At 59.1% G+C, this 17,991-nt stretch carries 19 protein-coding genes; 14 read left to right on the top strand and 5 right to left on the bottom strand.

Annotation, left to right across the window (positions count from 1 at the left end; all coding sequences use genetic code 11):
* Window positions 1–99: 99 nt before the first annotated feature.
* Window positions 100–1,044, top strand: coding sequence for a chemotaxis protein CheV (locus I6L40_RS18480; RefSeq protein ID WP_033112748.1), 945 nt, complete (start codon window positions 100–102; stop codon window positions 1,042–1,044).
* 93 nt (window positions 1,045–1,137) lie between these two features.
* Here I6L40_RS18480 and I6L40_RS18475 read toward each other — a convergent pair whose 3' ends face one another.
* On the bottom strand, window positions 1,138–1,749 hold the full coding sequence (locus I6L40_RS18475; protein WP_071912964.1) for an arylesterase: 612 nt from the start codon (window positions 1,747–1,749) through the stop codon (window positions 1,138–1,140).
* Between the two features lie 56 nt (window positions 1,750–1,805).
* On the opposite strand from I6L40_RS18475, the gene I6L40_RS18470 reads away from it, so the two are divergent.
* Both I6L40_RS18470 and I6L40_RS18465 read left to right on the top strand, forming a co-directional pair.
* A complete protein-coding gene (locus I6L40_RS18470; protein ID WP_216994690.1) occupies window positions 1,806–2,501 on the top strand; it encodes an ABC transporter ATP-binding protein in 696 nt (231 codons plus the stop codon).
* Between the two features lie 36 nt (window positions 2,502–2,537).
* Window positions 2,538–4,985 (top strand): ABC transporter permease, encoded by a 2,448-nt coding sequence (locus tag I6L40_RS18465; protein WP_216994689.1) that lies wholly within the window; start codon window positions 2,538–2,540, stop codon window positions 4,983–4,985.
* Between the two features lie 91 nt (window positions 4,986–5,076).
* Here I6L40_RS18465 and I6L40_RS18460 read toward each other — a convergent pair whose 3' ends face one another.
* Entirely contained in the window at window positions 5,077–5,982 is a 906-nt protein-coding gene (locus tag I6L40_RS18460; protein ID WP_071912969.1) for a TIGR01777 family oxidoreductase, read from the bottom strand.
* Window positions 5,983–6,234: 252 nt separating this feature from the next.
* On the opposite strand from I6L40_RS18460, the gene I6L40_RS18455 reads away from it, so the two are divergent.
* The gene (locus I6L40_RS18455) at window positions 6,235–7,764 is read left to right on the top strand and encodes a cyclic diguanylate phosphodiesterase (protein ID WP_071913194.1); all 1,530 of its coding nucleotides are present in this window, start codon (window positions 6,235–6,237) and stop codon (window positions 7,762–7,764) included.
* A 74-nt stretch (window positions 7,765–7,838) separates the two neighbouring features.
* Here the strand turns inward: I6L40_RS18455 and I6L40_RS18450 are convergent, their stop codons facing one another.
* Window positions 7,839–9,020, bottom strand: a complete 1,182-nt coding sequence (locus I6L40_RS18450) for a PLP-dependent aminotransferase family protein (protein WP_033112742.1) — start codon at window positions 9,018–9,020, stop codon at window positions 7,839–7,841.
* 349 nt (window positions 9,021–9,369) lie between these two features.
* On the opposite strand from I6L40_RS18450, the gene trmB reads away from it, so the two are divergent.
* From trmB to I6L40_RS18420, 6 genes are all read left to right on the top strand, one after another.
* Window positions 9,370–10,083: a tRNA (guanosine(46)-N7)-methyltransferase TrmB gene (gene trmB, locus I6L40_RS18445; RefSeq protein WP_071912970.1), complete on the top strand. Its 714-nt coding sequence runs from the start codon at window positions 9,370–9,372 to the stop codon at window positions 10,081–10,083.
* Window positions 10,084–10,131: 48 nt separating this feature from the next.
* Window positions 10,132–10,464 (top strand): YggL family protein, encoded by a 333-nt coding sequence (locus tag I6L40_RS18440; RefSeq protein ID WP_033112740.1) that lies wholly within the window; start codon window positions 10,132–10,134, stop codon window positions 10,462–10,464.
* A gap of 131 nt (window positions 10,465–10,595) precedes the next feature.
* A complete protein-coding gene (gene glsB / locus I6L40_RS18435; protein ID WP_033112739.1) occupies window positions 10,596–11,516 on the top strand; it encodes a glutaminase B in 921 nt (306 codons plus the stop codon).
* Window positions 11,517–11,545: 29 nt separating this feature from the next.
* Window positions 11,546–12,838 carry a sulfurtransferase gene (locus tag I6L40_RS18430; protein ID WP_071912971.1) on the top strand — a complete coding sequence of 431 codons (1,293 nt, stop codon included), beginning with the start codon at window positions 11,546–11,548 and terminating at the stop codon, window positions 12,836–12,838.
* Window positions 12,839–13,039: 201 nt separating this feature from the next.
* Window positions 13,040–13,249 carry a YgdI/YgdR family lipoprotein gene (locus I6L40_RS18425; protein WP_033112737.1) on the top strand — a complete coding sequence of 70 codons (210 nt, stop codon included), beginning with the start codon at window positions 13,040–13,042 and terminating at the stop codon, window positions 13,247–13,249.
* 173 nt (window positions 13,250–13,422) lie between these two features.
* Window positions 13,423–13,824 carry a DUF2541 family protein gene (locus I6L40_RS18420; RefSeq protein ID WP_216994688.1) on the top strand — a complete coding sequence of 134 codons (402 nt, stop codon included), beginning with the start codon at window positions 13,423–13,425 and terminating at the stop codon, window positions 13,822–13,824.
* Window positions 13,825–13,914: 90 nt separating this feature from the next.
* Here the strand turns inward: I6L40_RS18420 and mog are convergent, their stop codons facing one another.
* Window positions 13,915–14,445 carry a molybdopterin adenylyltransferase gene (mog, locus tag I6L40_RS18415; RefSeq protein ID WP_159144258.1) on the bottom strand — a complete coding sequence of 177 codons (531 nt, stop codon included), beginning with the start codon at window positions 14,443–14,445 and terminating at the stop codon, window positions 13,915–13,917.
* A 389-nt stretch (window positions 14,446–14,834) separates the two neighbouring features.
* Here mog and I6L40_RS18410 point away from each other — a divergent pair, with 389 nt between their 5' ends.
* The 4 genes from I6L40_RS18410 to folA all read left to right on the top strand — a co-directional run bounded on the left by I6L40_RS18410 (window position 14,835) and on the right by folA (window position 17,175).
* Window positions 14,835–15,170, top strand: a complete 336-nt coding sequence (locus I6L40_RS18410; protein ID WP_216994687.1) for a DUF3135 domain-containing protein — start codon at window positions 14,835–14,837, stop codon at window positions 15,168–15,170.
* Between the two features lie 233 nt (window positions 15,171–15,403).
* The gene (locus I6L40_RS18405) at window positions 15,404–16,201 is read left to right on the top strand and encodes a threonine/serine exporter family protein (protein ID WP_042029862.1); all 798 of its coding nucleotides are present in this window, start codon (window positions 15,404–15,406) and stop codon (window positions 16,199–16,201) included.
* Window positions 16,198–16,665 carry a threonine/serine exporter family protein gene (locus I6L40_RS18400; protein WP_216994686.1) on the top strand — a complete coding sequence of 156 codons (468 nt, stop codon included), beginning with the start codon at window positions 16,198–16,200 and terminating at the stop codon, window positions 16,663–16,665. Before I6L40_RS18405 ends, I6L40_RS18400 begins: the two co-directional genes overlap by 4 nt.
* An 18-nt stretch (window positions 16,666–16,683) precedes the next feature.
* Window positions 16,684–17,175: a type 3 dihydrofolate reductase gene (gene folA / locus I6L40_RS18395; protein ID WP_216994685.1), complete on the top strand. Its 492-nt coding sequence runs from the start codon at window positions 16,684–16,686 to the stop codon at window positions 17,173–17,175.
* A 54-nt stretch (window positions 17,176–17,229) separates the two neighbouring features.
* Here the strand turns inward: folA and I6L40_RS18390 are convergent, their stop codons facing one another.
* Window positions 17,230–17,991 carry a phosphoadenylyl-sulfate reductase gene (locus I6L40_RS18390; protein WP_216995453.1) on the bottom strand — a complete coding sequence of 254 codons (762 nt, stop codon included), beginning with the start codon at window positions 17,989–17,991 and terminating at the stop codon, window positions 17,230–17,232.

Raw genomic sequence — 17,991 nt, 5'->3', positions numbered from 1 at the left:
TTTTATCTGCATGGTCGATCTGGTTGAAAATGCGTCTGCCTTTCCTGGCAGGCAGCCTCTATAATAGAAGTCGATTAATAATCAGATGGATGTCAGCATATGGCGAGTATATTGGATTCAGTTGATCAACGAACCCAGCTGGTAGGGGAAAACCGCCTGGAGTTGTTGATGTTCCGTCTCGGCACCCGCCAGATGTTTGCCATCAACGTCTTCAAGGTGCGAGAAGTGGTCAAGCTGCCGCACCTCAACAAGATGCCGGGCTCTCACCACAATATCAGCGGGGTAGCCAATATCCGCGGTACCTCGATCCCGGTGATCAATCTGCGCAGCGCCATCGGCATGCGTCCCATGCCGGTCGACAGTGAATCCAACCTCATCATCACCGAATACAACCGCACCATTCAGGGCTTTCTGGTGGGGCAGGTAGCCAACATCGTCAACATGACCTGGAAGGATATCCTGCCGCCGCCTCGCTCGGCCGGGCGTGCCAACTATCTCACCGCCATCACCCGCATCCCAGAAGACGGGGTGGATCAGATTGTCGAGATCATTGATGTTGAGAAGGTGCTGGCGGAGATCATCACCTACGACATCAGCATCTCCGAAGAGGTGCTGGATCGGGATATTCTGCCCGAGATGCATGGCCGCAAGGTGCTTATCGTCGATGACTCCAGCACTGCCCGCAATCAGGTACGCGAGACGCTGGGGCAGCTGGGGCTTGAGGTTATCGAGTGTCAGGACGGCTTGCAGGCGCTGACCCTGCTCAAGGGGTGGTGCGATGCCGGCAAGAAGGTGACCAACGAGATCCTGTTGATGATCACCGATGCGGAGATGCCGGAGATGGATGGCTATCGCCTGACCCACGAGGTGCGCAGCGATCCGCGCATGGCCGATCTCTTCATCACCCTCAATACCTCCCTGAGTGGCAACTTCAACGAAGCCATGGTCAAGAAGGTGGGGTGTGACCGCTTTATCTCCAAATTCCAGCCCGACCTGCTGGTTGGCGTGGCGCAGGAGCGGCTGCGTCAGGTACTGGAAAAGTAACCCGCCATACAGTTTGCAATAAAAAACATCCCGCCTCGGCGGGATGTTTGCTTATCTGCCGTCGTATATATGACACAGCCTGTTGCCAAGGTGTCAGCGGCTCATCAGTGGCTCCATAAAACGGGCTACCTTGTCGCGGATCTGCGGCTGCGCCGCCGGGGTAGGGTGAATACCATCGTTCATCATAAGTTCAGGGCGCAGCGCAATATCATCCATGAAGAAGGGGAGCAGGGGCAGCTTGTTGGTCTCGGCTAGTTCCGGGAAGATCTGCTCGAACTGGCGCAGATAGCGGGCTCCGTAGTTGCGGGGCAGCTGGATCTGGGTCAGTGCGACCTGAATCTGCTTCTCTTTGGCAAGGGCAATCATGCTGGCCAGATTCTGGCGGGTAATGGCAGGGGCAAAGCCGCGCAGGCCATCGTTGCCCCCCAGTTCGATCAGCAGCCAGTCCGGCTCATGCTGCTCCAGCAGGGCGGGCAGGCGCGCCAGTCCGCCCTGGGTGGTCTCACCGCTGACGCTGGCATTGATGAGGGTGTGCTCGCCCCCCTCGTTCTGCCATTTTTGTTCAAGCAGGGCAGGCCAGCTCTGCTTTTCCTGCATCTGATAACCGGCGCTCAGGCTGTCGCCGAGCACCAGCAGAGTCTGGGCCTGAACCGACGAGAGCAGGCTGCCGAGGCCAACGAACAAGGCAAACAGAATACGCACCATCAATTCAACTCCCGCTATGGATTGCCATCAAGGGATTGGGACAAAGGATATCGAGCATGAGTTCAACCCCCATTATTGTCGTCAAGGGCCTCGGCAAATCGGTCAGCCTAGGCCAGGAAAGCCTCACCATCCTTGAAGGGATCGATCTGCAAGTCAATAGCGGCGAGACGGTGGCACTGGTCGGCGCCTCCGGGTCAGGCAAGTCTACTTTGCTCGGATTGCTGGCCGGGCTCGATCTGCCGAGTCTTGGCTCCATCGAAATTCTCGGCAAGTCACTCGGCGAGCTGGATGAGGAGGGGCGGGCCAGATTGCGCGCCAAGCAGATCGGCTTTGTCTTCCAGTCATTCCTGCTGCTCCCGACCATGACGGCGCTTGAGAACGTGATGCTCCCTGCCGAGCTGCGCGGTGAGCGTGACTGTGAGCTCAGAGCCCGTGAACTGCTGGCGGCGGTAGGGCTTGCTGAACGTCTGCATCATATGCCGCCACGGCTCTCCGGTGGCGAGCAGCAGCGGGTGGCCATTGCCCGCGCCTTCATGACCCGGCCCAGCCTGCTGCTGGCAGACGAACCGACCGGCAACCTCGACAGCAAGACTGGTGACAAGGTGATTGAGCTGCTGTTTGAACTCAACCGCAAGCACGGCACCACCTTGGTGGTGGTGACCCATGACCAAGAGCTGGCCAGCCGGTGCCAGCGTCAGCTGGTGATGGCGGCAGGCAGGCTGGATCGCGAGGTGAGTCATGCCGTGGTGTAATGCAGGGGGCAGGCGAGTGAGCGGAGGTGGTCAGGGATGATGCAGTGGCGATTGGGATGGCGACTGCTGCGCCGGGAAGGATGGAGCGGCGAGCTGCGCTGGTTTGTGTTGGCGCTGGCCCTGAGTGTGGCCTGTGTGCTCAGCGTGGCGCTGGTGGCAGATCGGCTGGAGGCGGGACTCAAGGCATCTGGCCGCGACTTTATCGGGGCGGATCGGGTGCTGCGCAGCGCCACTGCGATACCGGATGGCTGGTTGCTGCAGGCACAAAAAGATGGTCTGGCGTTGCAGACCACGGTCAGTTTCAACAGCATGCTGTTTCACGGCGATGCGCTGCAGCTTGCCTCAATCCGGGCGGTGCCCGACGGTTTTCCCTTCTACGGCAAGCTGGAGCTGACCCCGGCCCGGACTCCTGCCCCCGGTGAAATCTGGCTCTCCGCCCGGGTAATGCAGTTGCTGACGGCCAAGGTGGGGGATGAGCTGGAGGTGGGCAATACGGTGCTCAAGGTGGCTGGTCTGCTTGGCGAGGAGCCCGATCAGGGATTCAGCCCCTTCCTGCTGGCGCCGCGGGCGCTCATCCACAGCGCCGACATTGAGGCGACCGGCGCCCTGCTGCCGGGTAGTCGTCAGCAGTGGCGCTATCTCTTCAAAGGGTCGCGAGAGGCGCTGGCCCGCTATGAACGCTGGCTGGTTCCTCAGCTGCAGGCCGGGCAGAAGTGGATCACGCCCGATGACAGTGAATCCCAGGTGGGCCGCTCGCTGGTCAATGCCGAGCGCTTCTTCCGGCTGGCGTCCCTTTGCGGCGTGCTGCTGGGCGCGCTGGCGATGGGCATAGCGGTACGTCACTTTGCCGAACGCCAGACCAATATGGTGGCCCTGCTCAAGACGCTGGGGGCATCGCGCACCAGTCTGTGGCAACTGATGAGCGGGCTGCTGCTGTCGCTGACCCTGATCGGCACCCTGCTGGGGCTGGTGGCGGGCACCATCATGCAGTGGTTCACCCTGCAACTGCTGGGTGAGTTGCTGCCACCGGATCTGCCGCCACCCTCCTGGCGCCCCTTTGCGCTAGGTGTGGCGGTTGCCCTCTTCATCACCCTGCTGCTCGCCTTTATCCCCTTCCTGCGGCTGCTGAAAGTGCCGCCGCTGCGAGTGTTGCGCCGCGAGCTGGAGGCGGGGATTCCCCCCTGGCTGGCGCTGCCGGTCGGTCTGCTCGGCCTGTTTGCGCTGGTATGGGGCTTTACCGCCGATGTGCGGCTGGCGCTGGGTTTGGTGGGTGGGATGGGCCTGCTGATGGGGCTGCTGGCTCTGCTGGCTTCCCTGATGTTGAGAGTGGGAGCGCGGGTGAGCGGCCCGCACGCCCTGCGGCTGGCATTGGCCCATCTGTCGCGCGAGCGGCGCAGCGGTCTGTTCCAGCTGGCCGGTTTTGCGCTGGCGCTGATGCTGTTTGGCTTGCTCTGGGCGGTTCGCATCGATCTGCTGGAGGAGTTCTCCGCTCGTTTGCCTGCCGATGCCCCCAACCGTTTTCTGGTCAATGTGGCCGAGAACGAGCGGGAAGGGATCCTGAGCGAACTGGCGGGAGCCGGCGCCGTTACCTCAGACTTCTATCCCATGGTGCGCGGGCGCCTGACCCATATCGCCGGTGATGCGGTGGGGGAAGGGGCTCGCAGTGGTCGCGAAGGGGTCGATCGGGAGCTCAACTTTACTACCACTACGACCCTGCCAGCCGACAACAAGCTGGTGGCAGGGAAGTGGTTCTCCGGCCCCGGCGAGGTATCGGTCGACAGCGAACTGGCCAAGCGGCTCGATATCAAGCTGGGTGACATGCTCGCCTTTACCATCGAGGGGCGCAGCTTCGGGGCCCGGGTCACCAGTCTGCGCAGTATCAAGTGGGACAACATGCGGCCCAACTTCTACATGATCTTCTCACCCGATCTGCTGGCCCCCTTTTCCCGCACCTGGATCGGCAGCTACCGGCTGCCGCCAGAGGGGCGTACCGCCGAGGTGGGGCTGATCCGCCACCATCCCACGGTGAGCCTGATTGATGTGGATGATCTCATCGTGCGGCTGACCCGGGTTTCGGAGCAGGTGAGCCGGGCGCTGGCCCTGATGCTGGGGCTGGTGACGGTGGCGGCACTGCTGGTGCTGCTGACCCAGACTCAGGCCAGCATGGCCCAGCGGCGGCGTGAACTGCTGTTGATGCGCACTCTGGGGGCTGGCAGCGCGCTGCTTGGCAAGATGTTGCGCTGGGAGCTGGTGGCGAGTGGCTTGCTGGCCGGACTCTGTGCCGCCATGGTGGTGGAGTTGTGTGCCGTTGCTCTCCAGTTCTGGTGGTTTGATGGTCAGTGGCAGTTCCACTGGCGCATCTGGCTCGGATTGCCAACCCTGGGGGCGTTGCTGGTCACCCTGGCCGGTCAGGGAATGCGGCGCCAGCTGCTGGCGGGCACCCTCAGCGACCGGTTGCGTGGTCTGGGTCAGGGATTGCTGTAATCAGGCCCCTGAGAGCGCAGGTGCCGGAGGCAATCAGCCCGACCAGTGGTCGGGCTGATTGCTGTGCGGCCTGTGGTGGTTAGGGGAAGTGTTAGCGAGTCTCTCGCAACAGATCGGTCAGTGCCTGCGGCAGCTGGGGGTAGGTAAAGTGGAAGCCGGCCTGTTGCAGATGCGCGGGCAGTACGTTTTGCCCGGTCAGCAGCAGATCGGCCGCCTCTCCCATCACCAGTTGCAGCAGCGGTGCCGGGACGAAGAAGAGGTGCGGGCGGTGGAGGGTGCGAGCCAGAGTCTGGCTAAACTCCCGGTTGCTGACAGGATGAGGCGCCGTGCCGTTGAAGATACCGTTGCACTCCTCGTGCTCCAGCAGAAACAGCATGGCGCGCACCAGATCCTGCACATGGATCCAGCTCATCATCTGGTTGCCGCTGCCCATGGGGCCGCCAAGGCCGAGTCGATAAGGTGGCAGCATTTTGGGCAGGGCGCCGCCATCCATGCCGAGCACCAGCCCGATCCGCACGATGCAGACCCGGGTCTGCTTGCTGCCAGCTTCCTGCGCCAGCGTCTCCCACTGCTGACAGAGCTGGTGGGTGAACTCCTGATGGGGTGAGCGGCACTGCTCGTCGAGGGGCTCTGCCCCCTGCCTGCCATACCAGCCGATGGCGGATGCGTTGACCAGCACTTTAGGGGGCGTTGTGGAGAGTTTGATAAGGTCGACCAGCTGCTCGGTCAGCAGCCAGCGGCTGTCGCAGAGCTGCTGTTTGCGCTGCTCGCTCCAGCGGCCTGCGGCTATGGGTTCCCCTGCCAGATTGATCACTGCATCCACATCGTTGAGGTCATCGAGGCTGTCGAGGTTATCGATGATCTGCACATCGTGGCCAAGCAGGGAGTAGGCGCGACTGCCTTGTCGGCTCAGGACGACCACGTCGTGATTGACCTTGAGATGGGCCACCAGACGGCGGCCAATAAAACCGGTTCCCCCGGTGATCAGAATCTTCATCGCTGCGCGCTCCTGCGGTCGTTTGCTCAACTTTAATGGTGCGGCTTCCCTTCAACAAGTGAGACGTGCTTCGGGAGTTTTTTGTTTGACGGATGTTAACTCTATCCTTTTCTTACAAGATATTGTTGAACAACAGCTTGAATTGATTGATTTTTGTTGGTTGGGTATTTGTTGAACAATCGCTATTATGGCGACCCTTTTCGCCTGTCCACCGAGGCTGTCACCCATTATCCGAGCATCAAAGAGGCCGCCATGCCATTTCGTCGTTTAAAACTTCGCCAGCTTTACTCGAGGATTCTGGTGGCGCTGCTGATGGGGGGCGGGATCCTGCTGCTGGGGGTTGTTGCCGTTATCTGGCAGACCGTGACGGAGATAGAGCGTGATGCCGAGTCACGGTTGCAGCATGCCCGTATGATGTTTGATCGCTCCATCGGCCATGCCTTGCAAGCGGCCATCAATGTGGAGGGGATGCTTGGCCACCCCTGCAAGGATGCGGCACAACTGCTACGCGAACAGGTGGCAACGGTGCCCGATGTTCGTTCCGCCAATCTGGCTGTCGGCGGCCACATCTACTGCACCTCGCTTTATGGTGACTATGATGGCCCCTTCAATCCTGACAGTTATGTGGATGGCAGGTTGCAACTGCTGCCAGGCAATGAAGTCACGCCGGATCGTCCCTTGATCGTGCTGCGTCATGAAACGGACAGGGGGAGTGTGCTGATTGGTATAGATGGCTACTACCTGCGCAATACTCTGGAGATCTCCAGCAAGAACTCCCCGATGGCTCTGGTGGTGGGGCAGAGGGCACTGTTTGGCTCAGGTCAGTTCGGGGCTGCGCCCTCTCCGCCAGAAGAGGGCTATATTGCCCTCACTTCGGCCAATTTCCCCTATCAGGTCGTCACCCAGGTCACGGTGCATGACTACTTGAGCCACGCATGGCGCTACTCCAGATATACCTTGCTCCTCTCTCCGTTACTGGCGCTGCTGATTGGATTCGGCACCTTCAGACTGATGGGGCGTAGCAGCTCACCATCGGAGGAGCTCAAGCGGGCGTTGATCGATGAGGAGTTTCTCCCCTACCTGCAGCCGGTGGTCTCCGGCGATGACGAGCATTGGCGTGGCTGTGAGGTGCTGATGCGCTGGCAGCATCCCAAACAGGGGATGATTCCGCCGGATCGTTTTATCCCTCTCGCGGAAGATAGCGGGCTGATTGTGCCCATGACCAGCCTGTTGATGGCCGAGGTGCGCGACCACTTCTCCCCTTATGCCGGCAAGCTGCCAGCCAAGTTTCATTTTTGCTTCAATATCAGCGCCAAACACTTTCAGGATCTCGACCTGTTGGCTGACTGCAAGGCGTTTCTCGACGCCTTCAAGGAGAATCCCGTTGATTTGGGGCTGGAGTTGACGGAGCGGGAGTTGCTGGTGGCCGATGAGACAACGGCCCGGATGTTTGCCGAATTGCGCAAGCTGGGCGTGTTGATCTCTATCGATGACTTTGGCACCGGCCATTCCAGTCTGACCTATCTGCAACAGTTTCAGGTCGATGCCATCAAGATTGACCGGAGCTTTGTGGAGATGATTGGTACGGATTCACTCTCCAGCCACATCGTCGAGAACGTGATTGATCTGGCGAAACGGCTTGAATTGATCCTGATCGCGGAAGGGGTCGAGAAGCAGTCGCAGGCGGACTATCTGCGGGATCGCCATGTCGACTATCTGCAAGGGTATCTCTATGGTCGCCCCATGCCGATGGCGCAGTTTTGCAAGAGCTTGTTTGGCTGATTGTGGTTAAGTGAAGGCATAAAAAAACCAGCGAACTGTTCGCTGGTTTTTTTGTTTCAGTGCGGTGGCTTGGGTCAGAGCATCCGCTGGAGGGCGCGAGCCAGCCGCTTGACCCCCTCCTCAATGGTCGCTTCATCGACGCAGGAGAAGCTCAAGCGCAGGGTGTTCTGAATTTCGGGGCGCACATAGAAGGGGGCGCCCGGTACGAAGGCTACCTTCTCCTTGATCGCCTCATCAAACAGGGCCATGGCGCTAATATGAGCCGGCAGGGTCAACCAGAGGAACATGCCCCCTTCCGGTCGAGTGTAGCTGACACCGGGCGGGCAGTGACGAGTCAGGGCGGCTTCCATGGCGGCGCGCTGACGGCCATAGACCTCCTTGATCTTCTCCAGATGGGCATCGAGGGAGTTATCCATCAGGAAGCGGTGCAGCACTTGCTGGCTGAAGGCGTTGCTGTGCAGGTCGGTCGCCTGCTTGGCGATGGTCACCTTCTTGCGCAGCCACTCCGGCACCAGCATCCAGCCCAGACGGAAGGCGGGCACCACGGTTTTGGAGAAGGAGCCGAGCAGCACTGTATTGTTTGGCGCCAGCTTGGCAATCGGGGGCAGATGTTCGCCCTCGAAGCGTAGCTCGCCGTAGGGATCATCTTCCACCATCAGGAGCTCGTGGCGCACCAGTCGCTCGGCCAGTGCCTCGCGGTTGGCGCGGCTGTAGGAGACGCCACTCGGGTTCTGGAAGTTGGGGACGCCGTAGAGCAACTTGGCATTGGAGTCGCTTGCCAGCAGCGCATCCAGCGCCGCCAGATCCAGCCCGGCTTCGCCGAGGGTGATTGGCTTGAAATTCGGTTGATAGACAGAGAAGGCCTGAATGGCGCCCAGATAACCAGGCTCTTCGATGATGAGATCCTGGCCTTCATCGATCAGCACCTTGCCCAGCAGATCCAGCGCCTGCTGGGAGCCACTGGTAATGAGGATGTTGTCCGGATTGACCTGCATGCCGTGGCGGGCCAGATAGCGGTCGGCAATGTATTGGCGCAGCGGCGCATACCCTTCGGTCGCCGCATATTGCAGGGCGGCAGCCCCCTGTTCGCGCAGCACATCCTGACAAGCCTGATCGATCGCCTTGACCGGAAACAGGTGGGGATTAGGCAGGCCACCGGCGAAGGAGATGATCTCCGGATTGGCGGCAACTTTGAGGATTTCACGGATAAAGGAAGGCTCGACCTTCTCGAAGCGCTGGGCAAAAAACGGCTGCATAGGCAATTCTCTCGGCATGTGGGCAGTCGCTCCATTCGACCGCCAGGTTATCCGTTTGTATCAGATTTCAGAAATGAGGCAATGATTGTCACAAAAATCGCTAAAAAAGGGCTGGATTGACTCTACTGCGGATTATATTGGGCGGTTAGTCGGAGTAGTGATGCCAGTAAGGGGGCAGGGGAGCGGCTGTCTGGAATATTTGTTGCTCGAAACACTTGCGCCTTGGGCCCATCTTGGGATAATTCGCTCCCCTGTTTTTGCGGTGCGATGAAATAGCGGGCCGCAAGCGATCCCCGGCGGGATCGGACACCAGATGTATTACCCGGATTGATGAAATAACGAGACCATTATGCCTGTGACCCAAGATGTATTTAACGAAGACGGCAAGTTCATGCGCAAGATCCGCAGCTTTGTCCGTCGCGAAGGCCGCCTGACCAAAGGGCAGGAGAAGGCCCTGGAAGAGCTCTGGCCGGTCATGGGCATCGATTTCGAGCCAAAGCAGCTCGATCTGGTCGCACTGTTTGGCCGTGAAGCACCAGTGGTGCTGGAGATCGGCTTTGGCATGGGCGCTTCTTTGGTCGAGATGGCCAAGAATGCACCCGAGAAGAACTTCATCGGCATCGAAGTGCACTCCCCGGGCGTGGGTGCCTGTCTGGGTACCGCTCAGGAAGCGGGTGTCACCAATCTGAAGGTGATTTGCCACGATGCGGTCGAGGTGCTGGAGCACATGATCCCGAACGGTTCACTCTCCTGCCTGCAGCTCTTCTTCCCGGATCCCTGGCACAAGAGCCGTCACCACAAGCGCCGCATCGTGCAGCCGGCCTTTGCTCAGGACATTCGCCAGAAGCTGGCCATCGGTGGCGTGTTCCACATGGCCACCGACTGGGAAAACTATGCCGAGCACATGCTGGAAGTGATGAGCGCCGCCGATGGTTACGAGAACACCTCTGCCACCGGCAACTGGGTGCCGCGCCCTGACTGGCGCCCGCTGACCAAATTCGAGCAACGTGGCCATCGTCTGGGGCACGGGGTCTGGGATCTGATTTTCAAGCGTGTCAGCTGAGCTGGCACGTCAACACACCTAGCGTATCAACTAACTTGAGGAGCTATCATGGCCAATCGTAGCCGCCGCCTGCGCAAGAAACTGCGCGTCGATGAATTCCAGGAAATGGGTTTCGACATCAGTTTCAACTTCCCGGTCGGCACTGCCGAAGAGACCATCGATGCCGTAGTCGATGCGATGATCGATGAAGTGATCGAGCCGCGCAAGCTGGCTTTCGCCGGTTCCGGCCACCTGGCCTGGGAAGGGATGATCTGCACCCAGCAGCTGGGCAAGTGCAGCGAAGAAGACCGTGCCGCCGTCAAATCCTGGCTGGAAGGCAAGGGGATGGAAGCTGTCGTGGTCACCGAACTGTTCGACCTCTGGTACGGCGAACCCGCCTGATACCAGACTCGCTGTGGCAGGCGAGCCGGTGTCGACTGCCTGCCGCAGTCAGATAGACAAATCCCGCCACTGGCGGGATTTTTGTCAGTGGGGATGGGATCTCCACACCCGCATTAGTCATGGAATTGCTTATGGTGTTGTCATCCGAATTACTGGCCAGCATTCTGGAAGAGGTGCGCCCGCTGCTGGGGCACGGCAAGGTGGCCGACTATATTCCTGCGCTGGCGCAGGTGCCGGCCGACCGGCTGGGCATTGCAGTCTGTACCGTGGAGGGGGAGCTGTTCACTGCCGGTGACGCCTTCGAACCCTTCTCCATCCAGAGTATCTCCAAGGCCCTGAGCCTGACGCTGGCCCTCACCCTCTATCAGGAGGAGGAGATCTGGGCCCGGGTCGGCAAAGAGCCCTCAGGCCAACCCTTCAATTCGCTGGTTCAGCTCGAGTTCGAGCAGGGGATACCCCGCAACCCCTTTATCAATGCCGGCGCTCTGGTGGTCAACGATCTGCTGGAGACCCGCCTCACTGCACCGCGTCAGCGTACTCTGGAGCTGGCTCGCCGCCTCTCCGGCAATCCGGCCATCATGGCGGATCAGGTCGTCGCCCGCTCCGAATATCAGCACTCGGCCCGCAATGCCGCCATCGCCTATCTGATGAAGGCCTATGGCAACTTCGAAAACGAAGTGGACAAGGTGCTGCAGAGCTATTTCAATGCCTGTGCCATCCGCATGAGTTGCGTCGATCTGGCGCGAACCTTTATCTATCTGGCCAACCGCGGCTTGCCGCTTGGCGAGACAACCCCGCTGCTGCCGGCGCGCACTACCAAGCAGGTCAATGCCCTGCTCGCGACCTGCGGCCTCTATGACGAGGCGGGAGATTTTGCCTACCGGGTTGGCATGCCGGGCAAGTCCGGGGTCGGCGGTGGTATCGTGGCCCTGATCCCGGGAGAATTGTGCGTCTGTGTCTGGTCGCCCGAGCTTAACAAAGCGGGCAATTCGCTGGCAGGGACGGCAGCGCTGGAGTTATTGGCCGAGCGTCTGGGCCGCTCCATTTTTTAACCTTGTTCACTATGAATCGAGAAATCACCATGAAACGACATCTTCGCTTCTTGCAGGCCGCGCTGGCGACCTTGCTGCTCTGGTGTGCCCTGCCCACCTTTGCAGCCGAGTTGCCACCGCTTTCGCTGGCTGATGCCAAGGCCAAACAGGCGGTCATCCTGGATACTCGCGCCAGCTACTTCTATCAGGGGTGGCCCATGGAGGGCGAGAAGCAGGGCGGCCATGTGGCCGGCGCCGAGAACCTCTCCGCCGAGTGGAAATACCGCGATGCGGATTGGCCTGCCGCCCTTGCCACCAAGGGGCTGAAAGCCGATCGCCCGGTCGCGCTCTATGGTGCGCCGCGCGAAGTGGCCGAAGTGGCGCGCATGCTGCGTATGCAGGGCATCAAGCAGCTGTTCGAGCTGCAGGGCTGGCAAAGCGCCCCGCGCGAACACCTGGCTCGCTGGCAACAGCTGGTCTATCCGCGCTGGTTGCTCGACCTGCAGGAAGGCCGGCCGGTAGCTGCAGCGCCCAAGGGTGACTGGAAGCTGTTTGAAGTGGATTGGGGTTCACCCAAGGCCTATCTGCTGAGCCATATTCCGGGGGCGGGTTATATCGATACCAACCGTCTGGAAGAGGAGCCGCTGTGGAACAAGGTCTCTGACGAGGCGCTTAAACAGCTGCTGCTGGAGAATGGCATCCGCCACGACACCACCGTGATCCTCTACGGTCGCAACACCATGGCGGCTGCCCGCGCTGCGCATCTGATGATGTATGCCGGCGTGGAAGACGTCCGCTTGCTGGACGGCGGCCTTGATGCCTGGTTTATCCAGCACCTGCGCACCGAAACCGGCCTGCCCAATAAATATGAGCCGGTGAAGGATTTTGGCGTGGCCATTCCGGCTCACCCCGAGTACTACACCACTTTGGATCAGGCCAAGACCCTGCTCAAGCAGCCCGATAGCGCGCTGGTCAGCGTGCGTACCTGGGACGAGTTTGTCGGCAACACCTCCGGCTACAGCTACATCAAGCCGAAGGGTGATATCCCGGGGGCCAAGTGGGGTCATGGTGGTGTCGATGCCAACAGCATGAGCGACTTCCACAACCCGGACGGCACCATGAAGCCGGCCCGCGAGATCCTCGCCATGTGGGATGAGTGGAACATCGAGCCGACCCAGCAGGCCGCTTTTTATTGCGGTACCGGCTGGCGTGCCTCCGAAGCCTTCTTCTACGCCTGGCTGATGGACTGGAAGCGGATCAGCGTCTACGACGGCGGCTGGTACGAGTGGAGTTCCGATCCCAAGAACCCGACCGTGACCGGCGAGCGCAAGCCTGCCAAGTAACGGATAGAGATCGCATAACAGGCCGGACAGCTGTCCGGCCTTTTTTATTCCGGCGCCTGATTCATCGCCGTCATAAAGGCTAACTCACTGATTTTTGACGCAGATCCCGTTCCCGAAATCGATGCAAACGGGGTCATGATGTTGAGCTAGGCTTCACTCATCATCCTCGTGGTGAGGGTGCAGAGGGAGGCAAAAGCGGCGATGAAACAACTGATGATGATCCTGATCTGTGCGCTGGGACTGGTGGCATGCAGCTCCCAATACATCATGAGCACCAAAGACGGCAAGATGATCACCACCGATAGCAAACCCAAACTGGACGAGAGCACCGGCATGTATCGTTACTACGATACCGAAGGTCGCGAAGTGATGATCAAAAAGGATGATGTCACCCAGATTATGGAGCGTTGAGCCAGCCATGAGATGACAAGGGCTGCCAGTGGCAGCCCTTGCTGTTTTTAAATTCATGCAAATTGCCGACATTCATAGCAAATTACCATCAATTCACTGCTTTTGGCCGCGGGGTACAGCTTCCGTTATGGTTGCTTCACTATCATGGCGCTCCATTTTTTATTGGAGGTGTTATGTCCCTGCTCGCTCTCTGGCGTTCCCGTTTTTCCGTTCGTGCCCTGCTGGGAACTCTTCTGCTGGTTGTCGCTACTGCCAGCCATGCCGGTGAAGATCAATTCACCCTCGGCCGCACCATTTTGCTGGGGGCCGGTGATCATGGTGCCACCATTCCCATGGTGATTTGCCGCCAGACCAAATATATCAAGGTGAAGGCAGAGCGTGATTTGACCCTGGAGCGAGTCGTCGTCACATATGGCGGTGATCGCACCAAGACGATCTATTTCGATCAGGATATGCGTGGTGATACCGAGACCGGCTGGAAATCCCTTGGCTCGCGCCGCTGTGTAAAGAAAATCGAAGTGTACGGTAATTCCGAGCGCAGCAAGGCCGGCGTGAAAGTATTTGGCCGTAAATAAGCGAAGCGGTTTGTTGGTGTGAAAAACCGGATAAAAAAATAGTGGTGAGCAATGCTCGCCACTATTTTTTATGGCCTGTTCAGAATTGGGTTATTTCTTTGGCCTAAATGGCTTGATGACGGTTTCGTCGCACTCCAGATAGGGCCCTTCCATCAGGTCGATGCAGTAGGGAATGGCGGGGAAGACCGCATCCAGACACTCACGGATCGATTTGGGCTTACCCGGCAGGTTGACGATCAGGGTATCGTCGCGCAGGCCCGCAGTCTGGCGTGACAGAATGGCGGTCGGTACAAACTTGAGGGATTCGGCCCGCATCAGCTCGCCAAAGCCCGGCATCATGCGATCGCATACCGCTTCGGTCGCTTCCGGGGTGACGTCCCGTTTGGCCGGGCCGGTGCCGCCGGTGGTGACGATGAGGCAGCACTGCTCCTCGTCCGCCAGCCGGATCAGGGTCGCTTCAATCTGAGCCTGCTCATCGGGGATCACCTGATACACGGGCTCCCATTCGGAGGTCAGATAGGCGTTGAGGGTGTCGATGATGGCCTTGCCGGAGAGGTCTTCGTAGATGCCGGCACTGGCGCGATCGCTGACGGTAACGATACCGATTTTTGCCTTGCTCATGGTCTGCTCTTGGATATCCGAAAAAGTGGTAATTAAAATAACATAATCAGTGAGATAAGTTAAATCGCCAGAAAAGCTGAGCCTTCCGGACTACGATTATCCAGTGTCGAATGAAGCAAAATATCCAGCAACAATTCATTAATCGGCAATAAAAAACAAATTACATCAGACAAAATTTTATAAGTGGCAGGTGGGCCGGATTATAAAAATAATCGTTTGATCCTTAACAGAATTAAAATAGAGAGAAGCGGCCAATACCAATAATACCCCGAAGGTCGTCATCAGGTGGATTGAACCCCTTATATCGGCATTGTATACAGAGAAAGAGATGCGTGGGGAAGGGATGCAGCACAGGCTGTGCTGCCCGTTGGCGTTGCCTGGGAGGGCATATGGAGTTGCCTGATTTTGACACCCTGAAAGAGCTGGCTGCGAGTGAACCCTCCCGGCTGGATGCCATTCTGGAGCAGCAGATTGAACAGCTGATGGCTCGGGCCAACCCCGATCAGCAGCGCCGTTTGCGCGGGCTCCAGTTCAAGATTGACGGTCAGCGCAGGTTGGCAAAAAACAACCTCGACAGCTGTATCCGCATTGCCAATATGATGCGGGACTCCTTTTATCTGATGGGCAGTGAAATGCGACAATTTCGCGAGGAGGAGATACCTCCGCCTGCAAACGATGGCAGTGGTAAAATAATCCGGCTGATCGACTATAAACGGCCCAAATAATCTGTCGCAATATTTAATATTGAAACTTGATTTGATGGAGAGTGGCAAAATAAGAACCTGTCACTCTCTTTTTATTTGTTATGAATTCTTGTGTCGCTGGTGATGAAATTGTGATGAGGTTTTATTTTATTGGGCCCAAATAGATTATTCAGGGAGTTGTGATAAGGGTGGATGAATAGCGATAAAAGTTAAGCTAATATGGCCAAAATTTATTGCTACGACTCGAAGGGATTATGAGAAGTATCACACCAAGACGGGTGCTGTCGCGGGAGCAACAGACAGAGATCACCCGCATTATCGTCAAGGTGGGGCAGATGCTGGCCCAGTTTGGTGCCGAGAGCCGGATCATCGAGCAGACCACGGTACGCCTTGGCATGGCACTGGGTCTGGAGAGCGTCGAGATGGCCATCTCCTCCAGTGCCATCGTACTCACCAGCCTCTATCAGGGCAGTTGCGTCACTACCACCCGGCGGGTGCGCGAACACGGCATCAACATGCAGGTGGTGTGCGAGATCCAGCGCATCTGCATCATGGCGGAGAAAGAGCTGATCGGTGCCCGTGAAGTGCGCCTGCGGCTCGAAGCCATCGTCCCCTTTCACTATCACCCCTGGCTGGTGGTGCCCATGGTGGGGCTCTCCTGCGGTGCTTTCAGCCTGCTGTTTGGCGGTGACTGGCCCATCTTCGTGGTGACCTGTCTCTCTGCCGCGATCGCGATGCGGGTGCGCCAACTGATGGCCCGCCACCACCACAGTCCGCTCATCAACTTTGCCGTGACCGGCTTTATCGCCACCCTGCTTGCCTCCAGCGCCACCTTTTTTGGCTGGGGCAGTCAGCCCTATCTCGCCATGGCGGCCAGCGTGCTGCTGCTGGTGCCGGGTTTTCCGCTCATCAATGCCGTCTCCGACATGGTGAAGGGCTACTTCAACATGGGGCTGGCTCGCTGGGGCACTGCGACCCTGCTCACCATCAGCGCTGCCATTGGCATCATCCTCGCCATGTCGGTGACCGGGATCTGGGGGTGGAAGGTATGATTGATCTGCTCTGGCTACTGGCCAAGGATGCCTTCTGGTCGGCCATTCCGGCAGTCGGGTTCGCCATGTTGTTCAACGTGCCGCCGCGAATGCTGAAGTACTGCGCCATGGGTGGTGCGCTGGCCCATAGTCTGCGAACCCTGCTTATCCACTACGGCATGCCCATCGAGTGGGCGACCCTGACCGCATCCACCACCGTGGGCTTTGTCTGCGTCTACTGGTCGCGCCGTTTGCTGGCGCCGCGCCCGGTGTTTAGCGTCGCCTCCATCATCCCGATGATTCCGGGCAGCTACGCCTTCAAGACCATGATCGCGGTGGTGGAGCTCAACATCAACGGCGTGACCATGACCCTGCTCCAGAGCGCGGTGGAGAACGGCCTCAAGGCGCTTTTTATCGTGGGAGCCCTCAGTTTCGGTTTGGCGATCCCCTCCCTGGTCGTGTACCGTAACCGCCCCATAATCTGACGGATGGTGAGAAGCCCAATGAAGATTTCCATGATTGCCGCAATGGCCCACGATCGGGTGATCGGCAAGGACAACCAGATGCCCTGGCACATGCCGGCCGATCTGGCCCACTTCAAGCGGGTCACCCTTGGCAAGCCGGTATTGATGGGGCGCAAGACCTTCGAATCCATCGGTCGTCCGCTGCCCGGTCGTCGTAATCTGGTGATCAGCCGCAATCCCGACTATCAGGCCGAGGGTATCGAGGTGGTGGGTTCCGTCGAGGCGGCGCTGGCGCTGCTGGCCGACAACGAGGTGGCGGAAGTGATGGTGATCGGGGGAGGGCACCTCTATGCCGAGCTGCTGCCCAAGGCCGATTGCCTCTATCTGACCCGCATCGAGCTGGAGGTGGAAGGGGATACCCGCTTCCCTGCCTTTGCGGATGAGCAGTGGCAGTGTGTCGAGCGTGAAGTTCACCAGGCCGATGAGAAGAACCCGCACCCCTATCGTTTCGAAACCTGGCTGCGCAAATAACGTCTCATGACACAAACAACAAGGGCACCTTCTGGTGCCCTTGTTGTTATGGGGTCAGATGCCCGACCCGCCGTTTTCAGCGCTCTCTTCGTGCAAGCCGCACTCGCGCTTGAGGCCGAAGAATCGGGTCTGCTCCTCGCTCATGCCGGGCTCCCACCTGGTGGTGGTGTGGACATCGCCCACCGAGAGGTAACCCTGCTCCCACAAGGGGTGGTAGGGGAGGTCGAACTCTTTGAGGTAGTAGTGCACATCCTTGTTGCTCCAGTCGATCACCGGCAGAAACTTGAAGCGGCCGCGCTGGATGGCCAGTACCGGCAATCCTTGGCGGCTGCCCGATTGCTCGCGGCGCAGCCCCGAGAACCAGGTGCGGGCCCCCAGCTCCTGCAGGGCGCGCTCCATTGGCTCCACCTTGTTGAGCTGGTTGTAGCGGGTGATCCCCTCGACGCCCTGTTCCCATAGTTTGCCATAACGCGCCTCCTGCCAGGCGGGGGTAAGCGTCGCCCGGTAGGTTTGCAGGTTGAGCCCAAGACGCTCGGTCAGTTCATCGATAAAGCGGTAAGTCTCGGGGAAGAGATAACCGGTATCGGTCAGCACCACCGGAATCTGCGGTTGCTCGCGGCTCACCAGATGCAGCATCAGCGCCGCCTGAATGCCAAAGCTTGACGACAGGATATGGCCACCCGGCAGGTTGGCCAGTGCCCAGCGCACCCGCTCGGGGGCACTCATCTGCTCCAGCTCCCGGTTATGGGGAGCCAGTGCCTCAATCTGCTCGTCCCGAGTCAGGGTAAGCAGGTGGTCGAGATCGAGAGTCATGAT

Origin of the sequence: Aeromonas sp. FDAARGOS 1410, assembly GCF_019048745.1 — a bacterium.
Taxonomy (GTDB): domain Bacteria; phylum Pseudomonadota; class Gammaproteobacteria; order Enterobacterales; family Aeromonadaceae; genus Aeromonas; species Aeromonas jandaei.
This window is presented reverse-complemented; position numbering and strand designations above follow the sequence as displayed.

Excerpts from the sequence above, each read along its gene's own strand:
- I6L40_RS18455 (WP_071913194.1), top strand. The coding sequence starts at position 6,235 with ATGCCATTTCGTCGTTTAAAACTTCGCCAGCTTTACTCGAGGATTCTG.
- mog (WP_159144258.1), bottom strand. The coding sequence starts at position 14,445 with ATGAGCAAGGCAAAAATCGGTATCGTTACCGTCAGCGATCGCGCCAGT.
- I6L40_RS18460 (WP_071912969.1), bottom strand. The coding sequence starts at position 5,982 with ATGAAGATTCTGATCACCGGGGGAACCGGTTTTATTGGCCGCCGTCTG.
- I6L40_RS18405 (WP_042029862.1), top strand. The coding sequence starts at position 15,404 with ATGAGAAGTATCACACCAAGACGGGTGCTGTCGCGGGAGCAACAGACA.
- I6L40_RS18425 (WP_033112737.1), top strand. The coding sequence starts at position 13,040 with ATGAAACAACTGATGATGATCCTGATCTGTGCGCTGGGACTGGTGGCA.
- I6L40_RS18450 (WP_033112742.1), bottom strand. The coding sequence starts at position 9,020 with ATGCAGCCGTTTTTTGCCCAGCGCTTCGAGAAGGTCGAGCCTTCCTTT.
- I6L40_RS18470 (WP_216994690.1), top strand. The coding sequence starts at position 1,806 with ATGAGTTCAACCCCCATTATTGTCGTCAAGGGCCTCGGCAAATCGGTC.
- folA (WP_216994685.1), top strand. The coding sequence starts at position 16,684 with ATGAAGATTTCCATGATTGCCGCAATGGCCCACGATCGGGTGATCGGC.
- I6L40_RS18440 (WP_033112740.1), top strand. The coding sequence starts at position 10,132 with ATGGCCAATCGTAGCCGCCGCCTGCGCAAGAAACTGCGCGTCGATGAA.
- I6L40_RS18410 (WP_216994687.1), top strand. The coding sequence starts at position 14,835 with ATGGAGTTGCCTGATTTTGACACCCTGAAAGAGCTGGCTGCGAGTGAA.
- glsB (WP_033112739.1), top strand. The coding sequence starts at position 10,596 with ATGGTGTTGTCATCCGAATTACTGGCCAGCATTCTGGAAGAGGTGCGC.
- I6L40_RS18475 (WP_071912964.1), bottom strand. The coding sequence starts at position 1,749 with ATGGTGCGTATTCTGTTTGCCTTGTTCGTTGGCCTCGGCAGCCTGCTC.
- I6L40_RS18480 (WP_033112748.1), top strand. The coding sequence starts at position 100 with ATGGCGAGTATATTGGATTCAGTTGATCAACGAACCCAGCTGGTAGGG.
- I6L40_RS18465 (WP_216994689.1), top strand. The coding sequence starts at position 2,538 with ATGATGCAGTGGCGATTGGGATGGCGACTGCTGCGCCGGGAAGGATGG.
- I6L40_RS18420 (WP_216994688.1), top strand. The coding sequence starts at position 13,423 with ATGTCCCTGCTCGCTCTCTGGCGTTCCCGTTTTTCCGTTCGTGCCCTG.
- I6L40_RS18400 (WP_216994686.1), top strand. The coding sequence starts at position 16,198 with ATGATTGATCTGCTCTGGCTACTGGCCAAGGATGCCTTCTGGTCGGCC.
- I6L40_RS18430 (WP_071912971.1), top strand. The coding sequence starts at position 11,546 with ATGAAACGACATCTTCGCTTCTTGCAGGCCGCGCTGGCGACCTTGCTG.
- trmB (WP_071912970.1), top strand. The coding sequence starts at position 9,370 with ATGCCTGTGACCCAAGATGTATTTAACGAAGACGGCAAGTTCATGCGC.